The sequence below is a fragment of the Phosphitispora sp. TUW77 genome, from assembly GCF_048453025.1.
Taxonomy (GTDB): domain Bacteria; phylum Bacillota; class Thermincolia; order Thermincolales; family UBA2595; genus Phosphitispora.
In genome coordinates this window covers 2169120-2190342 of record NZ_CP156677.1, presented here as the reverse complement: position 1 = coordinate 2190342, position 21223 = coordinate 2169120, and the positions used below count along the sequence as shown (strand labels likewise).

Here is a 21223-nt window from a genome sequence, read left to right as displayed (position 1 = left end):
CAAATATTAGGCTGTCTCCTGAGGGGGCAGTTCTTTTATTGCAGGGGAATTCCATAATAATAAGAATGGCGGGTATAATAATATCAATTCATCAAAATATCAATTTGATTAAGGAGGCGTATTTATGGCAATTCGAAAGAGAAAGAAGGATTCCAAGAAGACTGCAGGACAAATGGAAGAGAAACTTGACCATAAGATGCAGGCTCCTCCGGAGTTTGTGCCAACTGAATTGGGTTCAGCAGTTTTTGCCAGTATTGACGGAAGTCCTGCAGATGAAGAATTTTTAATTACAGATAATGAGAGTGATGATGACATTGAAGACGGAGCTGCACATTCCAGTGAATAAAGGAATATTTCCGTTTATACCCCGGAGAGCTTTTTTTGAAAACAGTGCTTTAGAGTATCCGCTGGGAAAGCAACTACTTAAAGTTTTGCAGGAGATGGGAGTGGAGATAAAACTGGTTGGCTCTCATAACAGGATAACCGGGATACCGGGAAAAACGCCACGGGAGGCATATCAGGAGGGCAAAAGTACTATGGTTGTTGGAGTAAGGAAGACTCTTGAGTTCCAAACCTGTAAGCCCTCGGCACACTTTCAACTGCCCCTGGCAACCAGTTGTCCCGGAATGTGCCAATACTGTTACCTCAACACGACTTTGGGCAGAAAACCATATATCAGGGTCTATGTTAATGTGGCTGAGATATTGGATAAAGCTAAAGAATATATTGATTCAAGAATATTTGACGTTACTGTTTTTGAGGGTGCGGCCACTTCGGATCCACTTCCTGTGGAACCTTACACCGGGGCTCTGGCAAAAGCAATTGAGTTTTTTGGAACACAGGAAATGGGCAGGTTCAGGTTTGTCACCAAATTCACCAATGTTGATAGCCTGCTGAAGCTTGAACATAGAGAACATACCAGGTTTAGGTTTAGCATTAATACCCCTGCGGTTATTGAACAGTATGAGCAGAGAACCCCTAGATTACTCCAGCGGCTTGAAGCGGCTCAAAAAGTTTATCAAGCGGGTTACCCTGCAGGGTTTATTGTAGCTCCGGTAATTGAATATGAGGGCTGGCAGGAGGAATATTTTGCGTTGTTTTCTGAACTGGAGAAGCGCTTTGGTTCAGGGGACCGGCTTACTATTGAATTAATCACTCATCGTTTTACTCAAAGGGCCAAGGAAAATATTCTGAATGTTTTTCCGGAGACGACTCTGCCAATGGGGGAAGCTAATCGCAAATTCAAGTATGGTCAGTTCGGTTACGGTAAATATATTTATTCTCCTGAAAAAATGGAAGAAATTAAAACTTCTTTACATGACATGATAGAAAAAAACATTCCCCAGGCAAAGGTTGAGTACTTTATTTAAAAATCCAAAACACAATAAGCTTAAAGAATTAACCGGCGGAATTATTATTATATCCAAATCCGCCGGTTAACTAATTTTATTTTTTTTCGCGTATTACAGTTCCCCTCTAAATATCTTCCCAACATTAATTTCCGCTTCCGCAAAGGAGTTTCTCATTTTTTGTCGAAACATGGAAAAATATAGGATTAATATTCAGGGGGGACCTTAAATGAAAAAAAGTAAGAGTTTGTTGGCAAAATTGCTGCTTAGTATCATGCTTTTCAGTTTTGTGCTGCCTGGATCCGCCTTATTAGCGGCGACCAGTCCCACGATAACGGTATCCACACCGGAGGATGATGCGGTAGTTACTACGAATTCCATTGTTGTTTCAGGATATGTGACGAATACCATTATTCTGAGGATAAACGGTGTTGGTGTTTCGTTTGGAAGCAGTGGTTTTTTTTCATATACTGTTCGCAATTTATCTGAGGGAAATAATTCTATCAAAATTTCTGCTACCAGTTCCTCGGGGTCTGCCACAAGCAAATATCTTTCCGTTAGTTATGACCCTGATGCCATTAAACCTATAATAGAAATTTCAAGTCATGATGATAATGAACAGGTTTATATGGTAGAACAGAATATTTCAGGGACCTTGACTGAAGCTGATTCTCTGGATATTACGTTAAATGGCGTTACGGAGATATTCCCTGTCCTTGATGAGAACGGGGGGTTCACTGCAGAGGTGACCCTAGTCCCTGGGGATAATGTGATTGTGTTCACTGCCGGTAACTCCGGTCTCATGGTTACAGAGACCCTGCATCTTACCTATACGGCATCTTCCCTTATTTTAAGCCTCACTGTAAACGATATTGATGTTAATGATTATATTACCACAACTACCGGTTCCGTCACCTTGGAAGGCTCTGCCCCTGATGCTGATTCTGTCGATATTGTCTTGAACGAAGATAATAATACCTCTAATTTTAATGGGATTTCTTTTTCTGCTGACTTAAGTTTGGAAAGGGGAGCTAACCGGGTTGCCGTTTTGGCAGAGGGGACTGGGGTAACGGAAACCAGGGAGATAATTATTTACTATGGTGACGAGGGCCCCCAGGTTTATGATGTGTCACCGGAAAACGCCAGTACCGTTTATACAACATCAATAACGGTGGAGGGCATGGTTCGGGATGCGGCTTTTATTTCGGTCAACGGTTACAGTACTTCCATAGCTTCAGACGGAACGTTTTCCCGCTCTGTAACCCTTGCTGCAAATGAGTGGAATGTTATTACTATAATGGCGACTTCTGCTGACGGGATTGTTACTACACACACCTTTAATTTGTATTGTGAGACTGACCCGGTAATTTTTCTGGATGAACCTGATGATGGCGATGTTTTTTACACAAATACTCTCACTGTATCCGGAGAAGTTGTAAATACCAAATACAGTGGGCTGACCGTCAACGGAACAGTTGTTTCGTTCAATTCTTCAGGGAGTTTTTCCACAACTCTGCTTCTAAAACCAGGATATAATAGTATAAATATAAAAGCGCAAAACTCCGCGGGGGTTCAGGTTGAAGAAAACGTTACCGTGGAATACCGTGGGGGGCCTTGCATTGTCAATATCTCTCCTGATTCGGAGGTTACTCATACGGTAAACAGCAGCTCTGTGACTATCACGGGAAAAATTGTCAATGTTGCCACCGGAGGGCTTAAAATCAATAATTCTGTAGTCAGCTTTGACAGCAGCGGATATTTTAAGAAGACTTTAACCCTGGCTGCCGGACTAAATGAAATCAGCATCACTGCCACTGATGGATATTCCACTGTTGAAGATACCTTAAATATTAGGTATGAATCAGGCCCTGTGATATTAATAACCTCGCCTGATAATGAGGATATAGTTGTTAGGGATACAATAACAATTGAAGGAAAGGTATTAAACACTGAAAAGAACGGGCTGACCATTAATGATGAAATCGAATCCTTCAGCACCAGTGACGGTAGTTTTTCTGCAGATGTAGAGCTAACTGAGTTGGAGAATGAAATAATTATTAATGCATACAATGGGGAAACAGCGGCAGTAAAAACCTTGAACATATACTACAGCGGGATACCGGGAATAACGGTATCTTCGCATAGCAATGGTGATGTGGTGGACACGGCTGACATTATTATTGAGGGAACGGTTTTTCCTGTTGACAGCAGTGAAATTAACACATTTACCGTAAATGGGGTGGATACCTTGGACAGGATTACAGATGGCAAATTCCGTTCCCAACCGATAACCCTGGAAGCGGGGGACAATGAGATTGAATTAAGCCTTACAACTGCTTCGATTCTTACCCAGCAAGGCTATACCATACCATCAAGGACAATCTCACGTATGATTTCATTGACATATTCTGATGGCCCATCTATTGTAGTGGATTCCCCTCTTGAAGGGGCAACTGTTTATTCCAATATGGTTACCGTAAAGGGTAAACTGAAAAAAGCTGATTTTAATACCCTTGAAATCGACGGTGAAGAAACAGGGGTTAGTTCTGACGGAAGCTTTTCCCGTATTGTGGCCCTTGAAGCAGGGGAGAATGAAATTGAATTGAGTGCAAGTTTTGGGGAAGCCACGACCACCAAGATTCTAACGGTTTATTATAATACCATAGCACAAGAGGGTTCTGAGGTCAGAACAGGGGTTGAGGATGGTGATGAAATTAAGGCCTTTGACGATTGGATAAAGATTAAATTGGACACGGGTTCGGTAGGTTTGAATACTGAATCTCTGTTGATGGTGGAAGACCCGGACGACCTGGAGGATGCCCCGGGCCAGTCGGCTTTTGTAGGACCGCTGTTTTATTTGCGCTGGTTGGGTGATGACCCTGTAAAGTCATATAAAGTGACCCTGAAATATGACGATGTAGTGGGTGAAAGACAATCTCATAAAGTAACAGTATTGTTTTACGACACTGAAGAGGATGAGTGGCAGGTTCTTGGCGGGATTGTCTCTCCCAAGAGTAAGACTGTCAGTATTGAGACCGCTAGTGAAGGTTATTTTGCGGCAGCTGTATATTTTAGGACTTTTGATGATGTGAATTACCACTGGGCGCAAAGGGATATCGAATTTCTGACGGCCCGGGGAGCAATAGCCGGGAAAACCGGGAATACCTTTAAACCTAATGATAGTGTTACCAGAGCGGAGTTCGTCACATTCCTGGTACGTATACTGGGACTCCGGGAATATAGTCCGGAAGATGCTTCTTATAGTGATGTGAGCCGCAAGCACTGGGCTTTTCCGTATATTGAGGCAGCCTTAAGGGCAGGGATTGTTTCAGGTGTATCTCATAATAAGTTTGCACCTGACAGGAAAATATCACGGGAAGAGGCTGCTGTGCTTCTGGCCCGTGCAGGAAATCTGAAGACACCAAAGGAGCAGGAAATTACCAAGATTTTCAGTGATTTCACCGATGCCGAACGGATAAGTCAGTGGGCATACGAAGATGTGGCTGCAGCAATAAAGATAAAACTTATGAAGGGGTTTGTTGATGGCACGTTTTCCCCAAGTCAAAATACTACCAGGGCCCAAGCTGCTGCCATGATGTCACGCCTTTATGAAGTTGTTAACAAGACATCACGCTGATTGTCGCTTCAGTAAATAATTTTAATTTTGATTCAACCCGCTTAGCAAGCCGTTTACGAATAAATTGGGGATGTCCAGAGAGGCTGAACGGGTTGCACTCAGGAGTATGAAAATGTATAATTTTTATGTACTGTTAGTAAAATACTTTGATTCTTAAAATCAAACGGCATAACTGGAGTGATTACACTGTTACGTAAAATGGGTTGCAGACTGCTATGGGTTTTATTTTTAATAACGTGCCTGATATCTCCTGTAGGGGCTGCGCAACAACAGGCAGAGGCACTGCCTCAGGTTTCCGGAAAAGCTGCCGTACTTATGGACGCTATAAGTGGAGAGATACTTTATTCATATAAAGCGGATGTTTCACTGCCTCCAGCCAGCACCACAAAGATACTTACTGGTATTATCGCCATTGAACGAACTAAGCTTACTGATATAGTTACCTCCGGTAAAAACCCGACACTGGTGATACCTTCAGCAATTGGGCTTCATGAAGGGGAAACCATTACTATGGAGAACCTGCTGTATTCTCTGTTTTTAAAATCTGCCAATGATGCGGCAGTTGCCGTTGCTGAGCATATAGCGGGTTCTGTTCCGGGGTTTAGTGAGTTAATGAATAAAAAAGCTAGAGAGTTGGGAGCGGTTAACTCTAATTTTGTTAATCCACATGGTTTACCTGACCCCAATCATTACACAACAGCCCATGACCTGGCGGTAATTGCCAGGTATGCTATGCGTAACCCGGTATTCAGAGAGTTTGTGAGTACTAAGGTAAAGGTGATTCCAAGGGCAGATGATTCTGATATCAAATGGCTGCAGAATTCAAATAAGCTTCTGTGGCGTTCAAAAGAAGCAATCGGAATAAAGACCGGGTATACCTCGGAGGCAAAAAACTGTTTGGTGGCAGCGGCAGCTAAGGGAGATCAGGAAATGATTGCAGTGGTTCTTGGAGAACCAGGATCTGTTGTCTGGACTGATGCTCAAAACCTTCTTGATTATGGATTTTCTGAGTATAGTACCAAAAAAGCCAAGGAGGCCGGTGTTTCAGTCAAAGAAGTAAAAGTTACTAATGGAACAGGGAATGTGATTCTGAAAACAGCAGACAATTTTTATTATACCGTTCCTAATGGTGATAACGGGAGTATAACTGAAAGGGCAGTAATATCAAAAGATATAACGGCTCCTATACAAAAAGGCCAGGTTCTTGGTAAATTATATTTTTATCTCTCAGGCCAGGAATTGGGTTCAGTAAACTTGGTGGCTGAAAATGAAGTTAAGATAAAAGAGATACCCTTGGCTCCTGTTAATACCTTGTTGGCAGGTGGGGTTATGCTTGGCGTTTTTGTGGCCTGGAATGTAAACAAGCAAAGAAAAAGACGCAGGAGGTTCAGAAGAAGAGAAAGGGCGTGGCGGAAAAATGCTATCAGGTAATCGGGGGAACATACAATGGCCATAAAAACAAGAACTGTGATTATTGCTGAAGCAAAGAAAATTTCTATTGCTCTGGCAACATGGGGGTTTGGTATTATAACAATGGTTGCCTATTGTGTGCTGTTATATTGGCTGCAAAGGGGTTTTGGCATATATGTGAGCATGGTAGGTGCTGTTTTATTTCTGATTTTTGCTTTTTTTGTTATTGATTTGTGGTATAGATTACCTAAGAAGCATGAATGATGATTCCATGTGTAATTGCTTGAACCTGCGGGTATAATATACCTGCGGAGGTGTTGGTTATGAGAGAAAAGGGCGAACCCCTTTTAAAGGTTGTCCCGGGCGGTCACTTCGAGCTTGAGGCCCTTCATGACAGGATTATCAGTCGGCTTGATTCAAATGAAAAGCGTGGCATCAGGCAGTTGCTGCAAAAAAATAATGAGACCTGCAAGAAACTTATTTTTCCGTATATCAAGTCACGTGAAAACCAGTCAGCGGTGATGACCGCTCTTGCCGGAATATTGGAAGCTCATGCAAGGGAATGTTATACAATCGGTTATCTCGACTGTGTGCTGAATGGGGACAGGGAATAGCCGGTTATTGCTGTATCCAAAATTGTATTTATTGCTTGTGTTTTTTTTTGTTTGGCATTTTGACAAAATGATTCTGTAAAAGCAGGAAAATCCATTAATTTGTCGAACAAAATCGATATATAGGTTTTTGTCTGTGCGATTTGTCCGGGAAGGAGATGTAATTGTTGAGAATTGGTTTTGGTATTAAACTTGTCATCGTATTTGTCCTGATGCTCTTTTGTATTTCCACAGGAATTGGGTTATATGCCCTTAATACAATGGACCAATATGGAGTATCGCTTTTAGAGAATAGGCTTTTGGAGAACGTAAACCTTACCTATCAGCTTCTTGAACAAACTTATCCCGGTGAATGGCGCAATGAGGGAGGTATACTTTACAAAGGAGACATCGAAATCACTTCTGATTCGGTAATTATGGATACAATAAGCAAGTCTACCGGTAATGAGTTCCTTGTATACCTGGGCACAGAAATGATAGCCTCTGATATGGAAGATATATCGAATCCGGAGAAGTACCGGGTTTCACCTGAAGTATTGTCAGATATGCAGCAAGAAGGAAAGGTTTGTGTCAAAAAGATTAATATTGCTGGAATTAAGCAGTTTGCCGGAATTGTGCCAATTAAGGATCAGTTTAGTGATATAATAGGGTTTTTGGCTATTAGGGTTCCCCAAAAGGAGTTTATTGGTCTTGTAAAAAGCGTCCGGATCCGGATGATGATTGGAGCCTACCTGGCTATGCTGGGGACAGCAATAGTTTTCTATTTTTTGACAAGGATTATTTCCAGGCCTATTCCCAAACTAGTTGAGGGAATGACCAGGGCTGAAAGCGGCAATCTGACAACACGCCTTAATATCGATACATATGATGAATTTGCTGACCTTGGTGATAATTATAACAGTATGGTCACAAATATTGCCGAATTGATTAGAAAGATTCAAAATGCATCAGAACAGGTGAGTAATATGGCTGATATGCTCAATAACGGGGCTGCAGAATCGTCTAAAACAACCGAACAGATTGCGGCGACAATTCATATGGTGGCAACCGGGACCGAGGACCAGGCAAAGAGTGTTGAGCAGACATCAATAGTTATTGGTGAGATGTCAAAGGGAATCCAGGATGTTGCCGGACATGCGCATGATGTTATGAGCATTTCCAAAGAAGCCAGTTCTATAGCCTGCAAAGGGGGCAGCACCATACAAAATGCCGTTTCCCAGATGAAAAATATAAATGTTAAAGTAAATTCCGCCGCTGCCTCGGTAACTAATTTAGGTAAGAAATCAAAGATGATAGGATATATCGTTGATGTAATTACAGGTATAGCTAAACAGACTAATTTGCTGGCATTAAATGCCGCAATTGAGGCTGCCAGGGCTGGTGAGCAGGGACGCGGCTTTGCAGTGGTTGCTGAAGAAGTACGTAAACTGGCGGAACAGTCAGGCCAGGCAGCGAAGGAGATTTCCGATCTGATAATAGAAATTCAGGAAGAGACCGGTAATGTAGTGGAGGCAATGGAAAAAGGCATCATGGAGGTCGAAAGCGGTACCAGCATAGTTGATCGAGCCGGAGAAGCATTTAATGATATTGTAAATTCAATTAACACCGTAAACAGAAGAACCCTTGAGGTGTCGGCAGCAGCTGAGGAAATAGCCGCAGGCGCCGAACAGGCTGTTGCTTCTATGCAGAATATTGCCAGTATTTCCGAAGAAACCGCTGCCAGTGCAGAGCAGGTAGCTGCGGCGGCGGAGGAGCAGACCGCTTCTATCGAGGAGGTTGCTGCCTTGGCATCAACACTTGTGAAACTTTCTGAGGAATTAAAGAGTATGGTGGAAAACTTCAGGGTGTAAAAACTGGGGCTGCCATTTGGCAGCCCTGAGCTTATTAGATTAGGTTTTTTCGTAAAACATTAACACCGTGACTACAGTAGAACTCTGCAGTTGGCCCTAACTTTTTATGTGGTGAGGGAGGGATATCTTCATTGGTCAGCAGAATGACCAGGGCATTTATATACTCATAAATCATTGTTCCGGTCTTGCCTTCCTTTACACTGCATTTGTATTTTTCACAGTTTCCTGGTGTAATTATTTCTGCTTTTGCTTCACGACCGTTATAACGAAACATTATCCGGGTACCTTCAATTTGGCTGTCTATATTTAGGCGGGCAGATATTTTTTCAAAGTATGACGGGCTCAGCAGTACTTTTGGGCTTCTTCTTGCAATTTCTAAAACCTTTTCGAGGGCTTCAAGATGCATGGCAAATCTCCTTTCAATACTATATTATATAAAATAACCGAAAACCTATCAAATTACAATATTTTTTAACTAGGAACCATTTTTTCCACCAGCTTGGAAAAATACCGTGTAAATGGGAGCACTAACAGCGAACTAAACACATTGAATATGGTGTGGGCATTGGCAATCTGCCTGGGCAGATCTGTTGCGGTAAATTCCACTAAGCTTGCAAAAGGGAGTATAAACGGAATCACCGCTATTACACCAAATACGTTCAGCAGGACGTGTGCCGCAGCAACCTGTTTTGCTGCAGGAGGGGTTCCGATAGCGGCCAGAACGCCGGTGATGCAAGTCCCGATATTACTCCCAAGGATAATTGCAATTGATGTTGGCAAATCAAGTAAGCCTTGGCGGGAAAGGGTGATTACGATTCCGGTGGTTGTGGCACTGCTGTGGATTAGGCCTGTAAAGACTGTGCCGGCAAGAATGCCGAAAAAGACATTTGAACTTACTCTTGCAAGCAAGTTTATAAAGAACGGTGAATTTTTCAGCGGCTCCAGGGATTCAGACATTATATTGATTCCGAGAAAGATGATTCCGAATCCTGCAATTGATTGCCCCAGATATCGCCAGGAATTTTTTTGAGGAATAACTATCAGCAGAGCTCCGAGGCCGATAGCCGGCAGAGCGATATCTTCAATTCTAAAGGATATAATTTGTGTTGTTATACATGTACCCACATTTGTTCCCAGGACTATTCCCACTGCCTGATAAAATGTCAGAATTCCGGCATTGACGAAACCGATGGTAATTACTGTTACCGCTGTACTGCTTTGGACCAGGGCTGTGATTATCACACCGGCAATAAAACCTACTAAAGGATTTTTCGTAAGCCTTTTCAGGGCTTTTTGCATTTTTTTGCGAGCTGCGCTTTCAAGCCCATCCCGCATAAATTGCATACCAAATAATAGCAGGGTTATACCGGCACAAAATTTCAGAAGAGACAGCATTGGTTTCCTCCAGTTCACTAGCCTTGAGGGCTCACGGTTTCCTAAACTCTTATTTCCAGTATTATTAAAAATCAAAATACTTTATGACAAATTTTGGCCAGGGCGGCAGATGAGAAAATTAAAGAACAAGTAGATTTTAAATAAATTGAAAATTATTAAAACTAACCCCTGCAAATTAGGGGGACAGGCCGTATTAATGAATAAAATACCAATTCTGGTGTATTATTAAAATAAGTATGATGCCAGATAGTAACAGCTGAGGAGGTTGTAATAGTGCTTCTTAAAAGACTCATTTCTGATTTTAAACCTCATAAAATTGGGTACAAAAAGGTTCTTGGAGACCTTGAGGCAGAGATTATGAAAATTGTATGGCAAGTCAATAAGGCTACGGTAAGGGATGTATATGAAAAATTGCGGTTGGAGCGGACCCTTGCTTACACTACAGTAATGACAATTATGGGCCGATTGGCTGAGAAAGGACTTCTTGACAAGGAACCTGTGGGAAATGCATATGTTTATACTCCGACTATCAGTGAGCCCGATTTTATCAAAAAAGTAGTTTCAGAGGTTCTTGAAGGCCTGATGGAAGAGTTTTCGGAGCCAACTATTTCACATATGGTTGAAATGCTGGATCTAAAGGACCAATCGAATATTAACAAACTTGAAGCAATTATTCAGAAGCGGAGGTCAAAAGGGGCAAAATAAGTACATGTGATTGATTGTATTAAAGAGAAATATCAGCAGAGGCTGCCATGAAGGGGCCTCTTTTTTAGTGTGCTAATTAGAATTCTGTTTATGTACGAACAAAACTAATTATAGTATAATAAATAAAATGTGCTTTTAGATGTGCTAGTATTACTATTAGGAGGTTTTATTATGCTGCTAGAGGAGATTTTACTGGCTAATAGCCGTTTTGTAACTGAATACGGTGATTTACAAAAAAAATATGGTCCTAAGCCTAGAAAGAAAGTGGCCATATTTACATGTATGGATACCCGACTTGTGGAATTTCTTGAACAGGCACTGGGTATCAGCAGAGGGGATGCCAAGGTCATTAAAAATGCAGGAAACAGAATTCGTGAAGACTGTGATGATGTTATAAGGAGCTTGGCAGTTGCGATTTATTTGCTGGGGGTGAGGGAGATTCTTGTTATCGGACACCTGCATTGTGGTATGTCAAAGTTGAATACGGAATTGCTGGCAGAAAGAATGAAGGAGTTTGGTATTCCTGAGGAAGAGATTGATAAGGATGATTTGGCAGCATGGATGGGCAGTTTTTCAGATACCGAAGAAAATGTTGTCGATGCTGTTGACAAGATAAAATCACATCGCCTGATTCCACGGTCGATTCCTGTCCACGGCCTGATCTTCTGTCCGGATAATGGTGAACTGCAGGTGCTTGTCAATGGTTATAAACAGGCGAAATAGAATAATCGGAGGGCAGTGCTGATGTTTCTTAAACTATTTGTGACATCCTGGATTGTTGGCTTTTCAGGGGCCATGATACCAGGCCCGTTATTTACAGTAACGGTTAGTGAAACAGCGAGGCGAGGGGCTAAGGCTGGGCCACTCCTTATAGCAGGTCATGCTTTGCTTGAACTTGTCTTAGTTGCTGCTCTGTTTTTAGGGTTAAATTCTTTGCTGAATAATCCTTACTTTATTGCAATAGTTGGTATTACCGGAGGCTTATTCCTTATTTGGATGGGATACGGGATGCTCAGGGATGCCAGGCAGGGGAACATTTCCCTGGAAATAAAAGATGAACCGGAAAAGGTTGTGCTAGGACCGGTATTGGCCGGGATTTTCGTAAGCATTTCTAATCCTTACTGGACAATTTGGTGGGCTACTATAGGTCTTGGTTACATTACAAGTGCTTGGGAATATGGCATGATAGGGCTTTTTTTCTTTTTTACGGGGCATATTTTGGCAGATTTCACTTGGTACGGCGCAGTTGCACTTGCAATTGCCAGCGGGAAAAAGGTTATGAGTGATAAGTTATACCGTGGAATAATTGCCGTTTGCGGCGCATTTCTGATTGGGCTGGCACTGATTTTTATATGGGACGGAACCATCACTATGAAAAGTTTGTGGTGAAAATGAAAAAAGGAAATACAAGAAAAAACACGAAATAAATCCATGAGGTGGTTCTCATGGAATGGTGGATACTCTTAATAATTTTGCCATTGGCAGTTATTTTGCTGGCCGTGGTTACTGCAATTTTGCCATGGAGCGCCTTTGTTACGGCATCTTCATCGGGAGAGGCTGGATTCTGCTTGAAGCTCCTGAAAAGGATTCCGGTTCTGAATATCCGGACAAGTTTGGCGGGGCAAACGGAAATAGGCCTTGCAGGTTTTTGGTTTAGGCTTAAGAAAAAAGAAAATAAAAAAGAAAATGGAGATATATTGCAGCAAGACACCGATTTGAAAGTATCGCTGCCTCTAAGGCTGAAGGCTGCACTTGGAGCACTGACTCCTGATACAATAATTGTATTGTTGCGGTATTTTCGGGGTATGATAGGTGATGCCGATTCATGCCTGGAAATATCCGGGGAGCTGGGATTCAGCGACCCGGCTGCTACGGGCATTGTTTGTGGTATGGCTTATGGCTTAGGGGGTGTTCTGGGGGTAGCTAAAGTTAATATTAAGCCGAATTTTTGTAAGCCTGTTGTTGAAGGGAAAGTTAAATTGTGTGTTACGGTAATACCGGTTATTATTTTGCTGCGTACTGTAAGAACTGCATTTCATCCCGCAATAAGGAGAGTGTGGATTGCCCTTGTTGCCCCGCAGAGGCATGCTGGTACCAGGGGCTTAAGTATGAAAGGGGGTATTTGATTTGGACTTAAAAGAGAACATGGATACTATTTTTTCACATCTTGAGAACATGTTCAATGCAAAAACCGTAATCGGTGACCCTATAGTAGTTGGGGAAGTGACTCTGGTACCTGTGGTTAATGTGACTTTTGGAATCGGAACCGGTGGCGGAGAAGGAAAAGATGCCTCGGATTTGGGGGGAGGCGGCGTCGGGGCCGGTACCGGGGCGCGGCTTACTCCTGCTGCAGTAATTGTTATTAAAGGGGACTCTGTCAGCATGCTGCCTATTTCCGGAAGGGGCAGCCTGGAGAATGTGGTTGCCATGGTTCCTGAAGTGCTGGACAAGCTAAAGAAGACTATGCAAAAAGAAGAAGCTGACAAGGAAGCAACCAAAAGGGTTGAGTAGTCTATTTTTCGGTCGAATTTTGTGTACGATGGTTTGACCAAGTAAAAAAACTAAAAAATACATATAATTGCTCGTAAGGTGGAGAAAAATAATTATTTCCCGTGAGTTTTTTCGCGGGAAATTTTGTTTCTTTCAAGTTAATAATAGATTAATAATCTAGATCATTTTCCTCTATCTGGAAAGGAGGTGAAATAAATGTTAAGAAAATTAAAAAAGCTAGGGGTTTTCAGTATATTGCTGGCATTAATTATTACTGTTTCCATTGGACTTGTTAGTACGCCGGCTGTGTATGCGGAAGATGTTGAGTCCTTATGTGGAGATACTGCTGATGGTCATGAGGATGAAGGCGGCGGTTGCGGCGGTGGTGATGAAGGTTCAGACCATGAAGGCGGTTGCGGCAGTGGTGATGAAGGCACAGAGCATAGCGGCGGCTGCAGTGGTTCAGGCGGCTCAGGTGGACAAGGTGGTTCTGGTGATGAGGACGCTGTTCCGCCCAACAAGGGACCGTTAAAACTCAGCAATTTTACCTTGGCCGGAGAACGCATTGTAACATGGGAGTTGTCTCAACTGGTAGATCCAGCAGAAACCACGGTGCTTCAGATAGTCCAAGGAAGTGAAGCTACAGCTTCCTATACTGTTAAAGCGCAGAAGGAATGCCGCAAGAGGTTCAGGGGCAAGGTTACTATTGAGGCTAAGCCTGGTCCAGGTGTAAGTGTGGAGCGTATCCGGATAAAGCTGTTTAAAGGGGAAACGGTTATTTCCACATTATACCTGAGTGAATCCGCAACTCATTTTGAAAAAGGTGTTACTGATTATAAGATTGATTTCGTGCTTGGACCTAATGAGGCTAATCAACTGCCTGAAAATATCAGTGCCACAATGTTCTTTGAGGGTCTGGACAAAGGTCCTCAGCCCAGAAAAAAATATATTAGCACGAGTGTTGCTGTTCCGGCTAACAGAGGGGATACGACCCTGACCGGAGAACTCCTGTTTCCAGGGAATGGTCTTGAACCGGTCTGGTTAAAAATTGAAGGGTGTGATGTGAGTATAGACACCTCAGCAATTGTTGACGGGTATGTATATGCCGCCACAGTGAATGAGGAAATTTACAGAAACGCTGTTTTCGAGGTGGAAACCGGGTTCAGGGGGAATTTGGCAGGGAATTATTCTATCACTCATGTGGCCAGACTTGGTGAAGATGACTCTGATAGCGCAGTTGTGAACGTACATGTCTTTGGAGCAGATTGTTTGCCACCAAAAGCAGAGGATGATAATTTTAATATTCGTGGTCTTTCAACAAGGGTTATTGATGTGCTGGCAAATGATACGGATTATTTTGGAGAAGGGCTTACTGTTATTCAGGCAGCCTATGAAGAGGATACCATTGGTGTGGCAGAAATAAGTGAAGATGGTAAATCACTGGTTTACACTCCCGGAGGATATGGTACTGACACTTTTACTTATACAGCTATTGATGAAAAAGGAGGTACAGATTCTGCACAGGTAACTGTTAATGTTTTGCGGAAATCATCAGGTTCGTCAGGCAGCGGTAACGATGATGTTAATAATGATTCCGATGGCAGTGATGAAAACAGTGATGAAGAGCCAAATGAAGGCATTGCCGGAGACCAGGATGAGCAAAATGAAACAGAGGGTTCTATGATATTGCCGGATACTGCCGGACCGGCGCCGGGAGACGATGCTTCCTTGGAGGATCCGCTTATAGGGAACATTAAAGTAAATGTTTCCCCAAAACGCGTACCGGCAGGGGACCCGACAATAACAGTAAGTATTGATGGCGTCGTACAGGTATATGCAATGCTTCCTGATGGCAGAAAACTGGAGCTTAAAGAAGTGAAACCAGGGTACTGGAAAAAATCTTTTATGGTACCATTTGGTACACCTGACGGTTCCTATTTAATCAGGGTTATTGCTGTAAATTCGGCCGGAATGGAGAAAAAGGCCAATTACACTATAACAATAGACAATAGCCTTCCCTTAATGCAGGTTAGCCGGAAGGAACAAGACAATAGAACTTATTTGCTGAATGTGAAGCCAATGTTTAATGCCACTAAAATCTACTATGAATATTCCGGGGGTCTGCCCATAGAGCTGATAAAAGAGGGAGAGTTTTGGACTGCCGAAGTACCTGATGTGAGTGGTCAGGTTGTTGGAGTAGATGAGTCTGGGTACATTGTAAGGCTTGACGTGTCATTGGCCAAGATTGCGGGAAATGCTGTCGAAATGGCGCACAGTATTCTAAATTCTACGGGGACTGATTTGGCGCTCACAAGTGCTGCAGTGAGTGATGAGGTAACCGGCAACACCAGGCGCACTGATAATGCTATACCGATTGTGGTGATATTTGGAGCAGTGATTGTGATTCTTGGAGTTTTACTCAGGAAACGTTATGGATGCAATTAATTTTGATATAAATTTAGACAAGGGAGTAAAAAGAACAATTAAGAAAGACCTTCCTTTATTTGGAGGTCTTTTTTCTTTTTCGGTAACTAATAATCTTAAAATACAGTTCCTTTTAATCAAACAAAAAATGACATATCTTTGCCTGACTTAGCGTAGAATGTCTCGACACATTTTTGAGGACATAGCGGGTTGATTTATATATAATGTAAAAGGTAATATCCGGGAAATGGAAGTGAAGTTTTCGATGGGTCAAATTATAAGTAAATTTCTAATTTCTATTTGGACCAGGTTATTTAATCATTACCAACATTCTAATGCTATTAAACTCCTCTATTCCTACCGCTATGGTTCACTACTGATTACTTCAGCATTTTATCTCTGCCAAGGGTCGTTCTCTCTGCTGCCGTATAAACTGGCTGTTGTTGTTTCCCTATATGTTGCTGCAAGGCTTATAACAGATATGTATGTTAGGCATCTCTGTTGTGCCGGTAAGCTCAGAGCAATTATATTATTAGAGACTCTTGTCATCACCCTGCTTCTGGTTCCCACCGGAGGTCTTGACAGCCCGTTTATGTGGTATGCATTAAATCCTGTACTTGTTGCTGCGGTATATCTTTCGCCCTGGTTTTGCTGGGTTAACCTTTTTTTATACATGGTTACGGCAGGAGGGGTATCTGCGGGGCTGTTTAATAAGGGGCAGGCTATGGATTTGTTTTTCGAATATTCATATCTGATGCTGGTATTTATATTGATAACATTGTTGGTAAGGTTGTTGGCGGAGTTTCTTAAAAGTCTTAGTATAGCAAACAGCAAACAGCAGGAATCCCTGGAACATATAATGTCCTTATATCAAATTGTTGAGACATTTACTAATGAAGACCATTTAGAAACTTTCTTTCAGATATTTACGGATTACGCAGCAAAATTATCGAAAACAGGGTTGGCTTTTTTCTGGGAAAACACCGACAAGTTTAATAATGGCCAAATTTATACTAATACAGATATTGATAAGGACTTGAAATGCTCTCTTTGCAAAGAATTAAAGGTAAGGATTCAGGGAATTGGGGGAGCCGTGCCGGAATTGAATTTAAACCTTGCTAAGTCTACATTTCATGCAATACCTGTCAGGACTTCCACAAAATTATACGGTGTTTTGGGCATACAATTAGAGCAGCAAAATAAGAATTCTGAAATGTTTTTGGAAAGGCAGTTATTTTTTCTTTCGGATTTAAGTGCAATTATACTGGAACGTTTTTCTATGGAAGAGGCTAATGATAAATTGATGATTCTAGAGGAGCGTAACCGGATTGCTAATGAAATTCATGATAGTGTATCTCAACGCTTATTTTCGATTACTTATGCCCTGTATAAGTTGAAAAATGGTTGGGATAACCTTGAACAAAAAGAAATTCGGGAGCACCTTGAAAGATTGGGCGAATCGGCAAATACTGCTATGCATGAGCTGCGCCAATCAATCTACAGTATGAGTACTCAAAAATCAGCAGAAAAAATATTCTTTTCAGGTATTAAAAAATATCTGAGTGACTTAGCACACCTTAATGATATTGATATATGCATGCATTTAGGTGGTAATGAAGAACTCCTGCCTGCCAGGTTGAAAAAGTGTCTGTACAGAATTATCTGTGAGGCGACAGGGAATGCGGTAAAGCACGGAAGAAGCAGTAACATTAAGGTTTTACTTGATGTTAATACTGAGGTTACCGTGCTTTTGATAGAAGACAACGGGATAGGTTTTGAACCCGATAAGATACATATTCAGGATATGGGCCTGGGCCTTGCTAATATAAAAAATACGGTCCAGTCTTTTGGCGGGATGTTTTTTGTGAATAGTAAAAGCGGCCTCGGAACCAGGGTTAGGGTTGAAATTCCCAGTGTACAGTTTAATTTGCATAAGCAGGGAGGGATCGCTTGATGAAATTAAAACTTGTAGTTATTGACGATCATCCACTGGTTAGGCAGGGACTCATCTTAGCTTTGAGCAGTGAACCGTCCTTTGAAATAGTGGGGGAAGCTGGTACGGTACGGCAGTCTTTTGAAGTTCTGCAGCGGACTCGGCCTGATATTGCGATTGTTGACCTCAGGCTAGGTGATAGTTCGGGGTTAGCAATAATTGAAGAGGCAAAGCTGAAGCAGAGCGGTTGCAAATTCATCATACTCACTTCCTCAGGCAGTGAAAGGGATTTTTTGTATGCTGAGCAATTGGAGGTGAGCGGCTATATACTTAAGGAAGCCTTGCCTGATGAAATCATTCATGCGGTCAGGATTATAGGTCAGGGTCGAAAGTATTATGACCCCAGAATATTGGAGATCAAAATGAAAGGTGAAACTGTGCTGAATGAAGAACTGACCCCAAGGGAACGAGAGGTCCTGGCCGCCTTGGGAAGGGGCTTGAGCAATCGTGATATTGCCTCACAGATATATGTCTCAGAAAATACGGTTAAGAAGCATGTGAGCCAAATTCTGGCTAAACTGAACCTGGGAGACCGTACCCAGGCTGCACTATATGCTTATTCCAAGGGGATGGTACGGGATTGTTTGTAAAATAATCTCTTGAAGGAAAATCCATGGGGTGATTTTAAATGGTGAGGAAGAGAAAGAAGAGACGTATTTTACAGCCATATGTTTTGTTAATGGCGGTTATTATACCATTGAATTTTATAGGAATAAGTTATGCATACTGGAACGATGGTTTAGATATCAATAACTCCGTTTCTACAGGTTTAATCGAACCATTGTTTTGTGACAACTATTCATTAGATATTATACAAGGGAATGGGGAACTCAATATAGGCATTGATGATGGAGACACCATAACTGTCGATGGAAGGGTATACACAGATTATAAGGCATTTATAAATTACTGCCTGAAAAATGAGGGGACTGTTCCGGTAAAGTATTCCGGGCAGCATGATGAGTTTGTTAATGCTAGAATTGTTGATCTAAGTCTACCGTCAGGAATTATTGAACCTGAGGGGTGTATTCCCAGTGGGGATAATAATTTACAACTCTGCATACACGCAGATGAAGAGGGTATATATGATTTTGAAATAGAAATTCCATTTCAACAGTGGAATAATGTAGAGGAATCTTTGTTAGCTGGTTCGGTGAGCGATTAAGTAGCTTTGTCATTTCGGGGGTATATAAGTGAAGAAATTATTATTTGTCATAATAAGCTGGGTCCTAGCATTTATTTTGATGTCTATAGGCTACGGTTTTTGGGAGAAAACATTAATTATCAGGGGTAATATTGAAGTAGTAAAGGTTGATTCGCCGGACAGCCCTGTTGTAAGTGATACAGATATTGAGTTTCAAAGTAATTCGTTCGTTTTTGAAGAACAAGGTACAACGGTGACAGACGTAGTTTATTAAAGGAGTTAAAATGAATTATGATTCGGCACAAATATTTACCGGTAGTCAAATCTCGGGTAAGATGCATCTTATTGGCAGGGCTGGTCCTTGCCTATTTTTTTCTGGACAATCCGTATACGATATCTATCATTGGAGGCACTTATTCTACTCAGATGGTAAAGTTTTTATCATGGATTGGTATTGCATTCATAGTATGGCTATTTCCCAGGGTGCACCCAAAAGGGAAACTAAGAATGAAAGGTTTTGTCACTTGGTGGGCTTTTAATTTTGCTGTCATATATGTAGCTGTATCAGTAATTTCGGGGCTGATTGATGCCTTTGGCAGGAGCCCATATGACCATTCATTTAAAGGGGTTTTTTTAAATATAGTTGTTGTGGGTTCTGCATTAATAGGCAGGGAGTTTGTCAGGAGTTACCTGGTAAACAGTTTAACAGATGATGAGAATTTTCCAATGTTTATTTTGGTGGCTTTTTTTATGACCTTAAGCACTTTCACGGTTACTCAGTTTGCCGGTTTGAATGATTATAAGAGTATAGTTAAATTTACTGCCCAGTACCTTGCTCCTGAATTTTCCAAAAATTTGCTGGCTGTTTACCTGGCCTATCTTGGCGGACCGCTGCCGGCCATTATATATATGGGAGCTATCCAGGCATTTCAATGGCTGTCACCGGTACTGCCTGATTTAAAGTGGATTACCTCAGCATTGGTAGGCATTCTTACCCCTGTATTTTCTTTGATGGTCATGCAAAATTTATATTTAAACGAATCAAAGTCATTTCAGCGAAGGGATAAAGAGGAACAGGAGCCGGTCGGATGGATGATTACCAGTATAATCTCCATTGCACTTATATGGTTTTCTGTCGGAGTGTTTCCAATATACCCGTCGGTTATTGCCACGGGGAGTATGGAACCGATGACCAAACCGGGGGATGTTATCCTGGCCAGCAAGGTAACAGATGTGAACATCTTGCAGATAGGGGATGTAATTCAATTTAGAAGAAACGGGATTTCCATTTCCCATCGTATCATTGAGATAGTTGAAGATCAGGAAAAAGGAGTATCGGTTTTTAAGACAAAGGGTGATAACAATCCTGCGCCGGATACGGACCTGGTTGAACCTGAACAGGTAAAAGGGAAAATCATTAATGTGATTCCAAATGTTGGGTGGCCATCACTTTTAATTAAGAGCCGGAGGGAAATCCCTTTGGATGAAATTGAATTTTAAATGTTTTTTATGGTACCAAAGCAGTATTATATAACCCTGTGGTACCAATAGGAAATGCCGTATAGTGCTATGTGAAATCACCCAGTTAGGTGCTTTTAACCAGCCTTAGATAAAATATAATAGTGTAGCAAGACAGATGAAAATTGAAGCCGGCTGAAAATTTTCGTCTGATCTATCTTAAAAACTAAAAGGAGAGAAGAAAAAAATGAAAAAATCAAGGTTTTTAGTTTTGGCCCTGGTTGTGGCTATAATGATGATGGGGGCTGGATATGCAGCATGGACTGAGACAGTAACTATCAATAACACAGTTGAGACAGGTAACTTAAGTGTGGCTTTAGCAGATGGGACTGTCGTAGTAAATGACACTTTGACAAATCGTACGGCAGAAGCGGTACTTGATACGTCAGCAGTTGATGACAATGTAGTAAACGTAACGGTCACCAATCTTTATCCTGGGGCAGTAGCAACTGTAACTGTTCCCGTTACCAACGATGGTTCTATCCCGGTAAAAATTAATCCAGGTACTTTTGCTCATAACAATACTGATGTTGATTATACCGTAGCATTAACAAGTGCTCCTGCTGATTTAGCCGTAGGTGCCAGTGGTGACATAATTTATACTATTACAGTTGGCGACGATGCTGCTGAGAACGATTCTGTTTCATTTAGTGTAACTGCTGAATACATGCAGTTTAATCTGTAATAGCAAATTATT

At 41.8% G+C, this 21223-nt stretch carries 21 protein-coding genes; 19 read left to right on the top strand and 2 right to left on the bottom strand.

Translation table 11 applies throughout. From position 1 onward, the window contains the following. Positions 1–124 precede the first annotated feature (124 nt). From ABFY19_RS10590 to ABFY19_RS10560, 7 genes are all read left to right on the top strand, one after another. Positions 125–346, top strand: a complete 222-nt coding sequence (locus tag ABFY19_RS10590; protein ID WP_418790622.1) for a hypothetical protein — start codon at positions 125–127, stop codon at positions 344–346. After that, complete coding sequence (gene splB, locus ABFY19_RS10585; RefSeq protein ID WP_418792590.1) at positions 309–1370, top strand: spore photoproduct lyase; 1062 nt, start codon at positions 309–311, stop codon at positions 1368–1370. Before ABFY19_RS10590 ends, splB begins: the two co-directional genes overlap by 38 nt. 208 nt (positions 1371–1578) lie before the next feature. Then, positions 1579–4986, top strand: a complete 3408-nt coding sequence (locus ABFY19_RS10580; protein ID WP_418790621.1) for an S-layer homology domain-containing protein — start codon at positions 1579–1581, stop codon at positions 4984–4986. Between the two features lie 198 nt (positions 4987–5184). Next, positions 5185–6417: a D-alanyl-D-alanine carboxypeptidase family protein gene (locus ABFY19_RS10575; RefSeq protein ID WP_418790620.1), complete on the top strand. Its 1233-nt coding sequence runs from the start codon at positions 5185–5187 to the stop codon at positions 6415–6417. A gap of 15 nt (positions 6418–6432) precedes the next feature. Continuing rightward, positions 6433–6660, top strand: a complete 228-nt coding sequence (locus tag ABFY19_RS10570; protein ID WP_418790619.1) for a hypothetical protein — start codon at positions 6433–6435, stop codon at positions 6658–6660. Positions 6661–6719: 59 nt separating this feature from the next. Beyond that, complete coding sequence (locus tag ABFY19_RS10565; RefSeq protein ID WP_418790618.1) at positions 6720–7010, top strand: hypothetical protein; 291 nt, start codon at positions 6720–6722, stop codon at positions 7008–7010. Between the two features lie 164 nt (positions 7011–7174). Next, the gene (locus tag ABFY19_RS10560) at positions 7175–8857 is read left to right on the top strand and encodes a methyl-accepting chemotaxis protein (protein ID WP_418790617.1); all 1683 of its coding nucleotides are present in this window, start codon (positions 7175–7177) and stop codon (positions 8855–8857) included. 34 nt (positions 8858–8891) lie between these two features. Here the strand turns inward: ABFY19_RS10560 and ABFY19_RS10555 are convergent, their stop codons facing one another. Together ABFY19_RS10555 and ABFY19_RS10550 are read right to left on the bottom strand one after the other, a co-directional pair. Next, positions 8892–9263: a hypothetical protein gene (locus ABFY19_RS10555; RefSeq protein ID WP_418790616.1), complete on the bottom strand. Its 372-nt coding sequence runs from the start codon at positions 9261–9263 to the stop codon at positions 8892–8894. 65 nt (positions 9264–9328) lie between these two features. Further along, positions 9329–10252, bottom strand: coding sequence for a Na/Pi cotransporter family protein (locus ABFY19_RS10550; protein WP_418790615.1), 924 nt, complete (start codon positions 10250–10252; stop codon positions 9329–9331). 273 nt (positions 10253–10525) lie between these two features. On the opposite strand from ABFY19_RS10550, the gene ABFY19_RS10545 reads away from it, so the two are divergent. The 12 genes from ABFY19_RS10545 to ABFY19_RS10490 all read left to right on the top strand — a co-directional run bounded on the left by ABFY19_RS10545 (position 10526) and on the right by ABFY19_RS10490 (position 21211). Then, positions 10526–10957, top strand: a complete 432-nt coding sequence (locus ABFY19_RS10545; RefSeq protein WP_418790614.1) for a BlaI/MecI/CopY family transcriptional regulator — start codon at positions 10526–10528, stop codon at positions 10955–10957. 171 nt (positions 10958–11128) lie between these two features. Beyond that, positions 11129–11680, top strand: coding sequence for a beta-class carbonic anhydrase (locus tag ABFY19_RS10540; protein WP_418790613.1), 552 nt, complete (start codon positions 11129–11131; stop codon positions 11678–11680). 21 nt (positions 11681–11701) lie between these two features. Beyond that, the gene (locus tag ABFY19_RS10535; protein ID WP_418790612.1) at positions 11702–12346 is read left to right on the top strand and encodes a LysE family transporter; all 645 of its coding nucleotides are present in this window, start codon (positions 11702–11704) and stop codon (positions 12344–12346) included. A gap of 56 nt (positions 12347–12402) precedes the next feature. Beyond that, positions 12403–13083, top strand: a complete 681-nt coding sequence (locus ABFY19_RS10530; RefSeq protein ID WP_418790611.1) for a DUF2953 domain-containing protein — start codon at positions 12403–12405, stop codon at positions 13081–13083. A gap of 1 nt (position 13084) precedes the next feature. Next, positions 13085–13468 carry a GerW family sporulation protein gene (locus ABFY19_RS10525; protein WP_418790610.1) on the top strand — a complete coding sequence of 128 codons (384 nt, stop codon included), beginning with the start codon at positions 13085–13087 and terminating at the stop codon, positions 13466–13468. Between the two features lie 195 nt (positions 13469–13663). Further along, positions 13664–15892 carry an Ig-like domain-containing protein gene (locus ABFY19_RS10520; protein WP_418790609.1) on the top strand — a complete coding sequence of 743 codons (2229 nt, stop codon included), beginning with the start codon at positions 13664–13666 and terminating at the stop codon, positions 15890–15892. A 232-nt stretch (positions 15893–16124) separates the two neighbouring features. Further along, on the top strand, positions 16125–17825 hold the full coding sequence (locus ABFY19_RS10515; RefSeq protein WP_418790608.1) for a sensor histidine kinase: 1701 nt from the start codon (positions 16125–16127) through the stop codon (positions 17823–17825). Then, complete coding sequence (locus ABFY19_RS10510; RefSeq protein ID WP_418790607.1) at positions 17825–18454, top strand: LuxR C-terminal-related transcriptional regulator; 630 nt, start codon at positions 17825–17827, stop codon at positions 18452–18454. The genes ABFY19_RS10515 and ABFY19_RS10510 overlap by 1 nt, the downstream gene beginning before the upstream one ends. Before the next feature lie 38 nt (positions 18455–18492). Beyond that, positions 18493–19029, top strand: a complete 537-nt coding sequence (locus ABFY19_RS10505) for a hypothetical protein (RefSeq protein ID WP_418790606.1) — start codon at positions 18493–18495, stop codon at positions 19027–19029. A 28-nt stretch (positions 19030–19057) separates the two neighbouring features. Further along, positions 19058–19282, top strand: a complete 225-nt coding sequence (locus ABFY19_RS10500; protein ID WP_418790605.1) for a hypothetical protein — start codon at positions 19058–19060, stop codon at positions 19280–19282. A 17-nt stretch (positions 19283–19299) separates the two neighbouring features. Continuing rightward, positions 19300–20508, top strand: a complete 1209-nt coding sequence (locus ABFY19_RS10495) for a signal peptidase I (protein ID WP_418790604.1) — start codon at positions 19300–19302, stop codon at positions 20506–20508. A 205-nt stretch (positions 20509–20713) separates the two neighbouring features. Further along, positions 20714–21211 (top strand): SipW-dependent-type signal peptide-containing protein, encoded by a 498-nt coding sequence (locus tag ABFY19_RS10490; RefSeq protein ID WP_418790603.1) that lies wholly within the window; start codon positions 20714–20716, stop codon positions 21209–21211. The last annotated feature ends 12 nt before the right edge of the window (positions 21212–21223 follow it).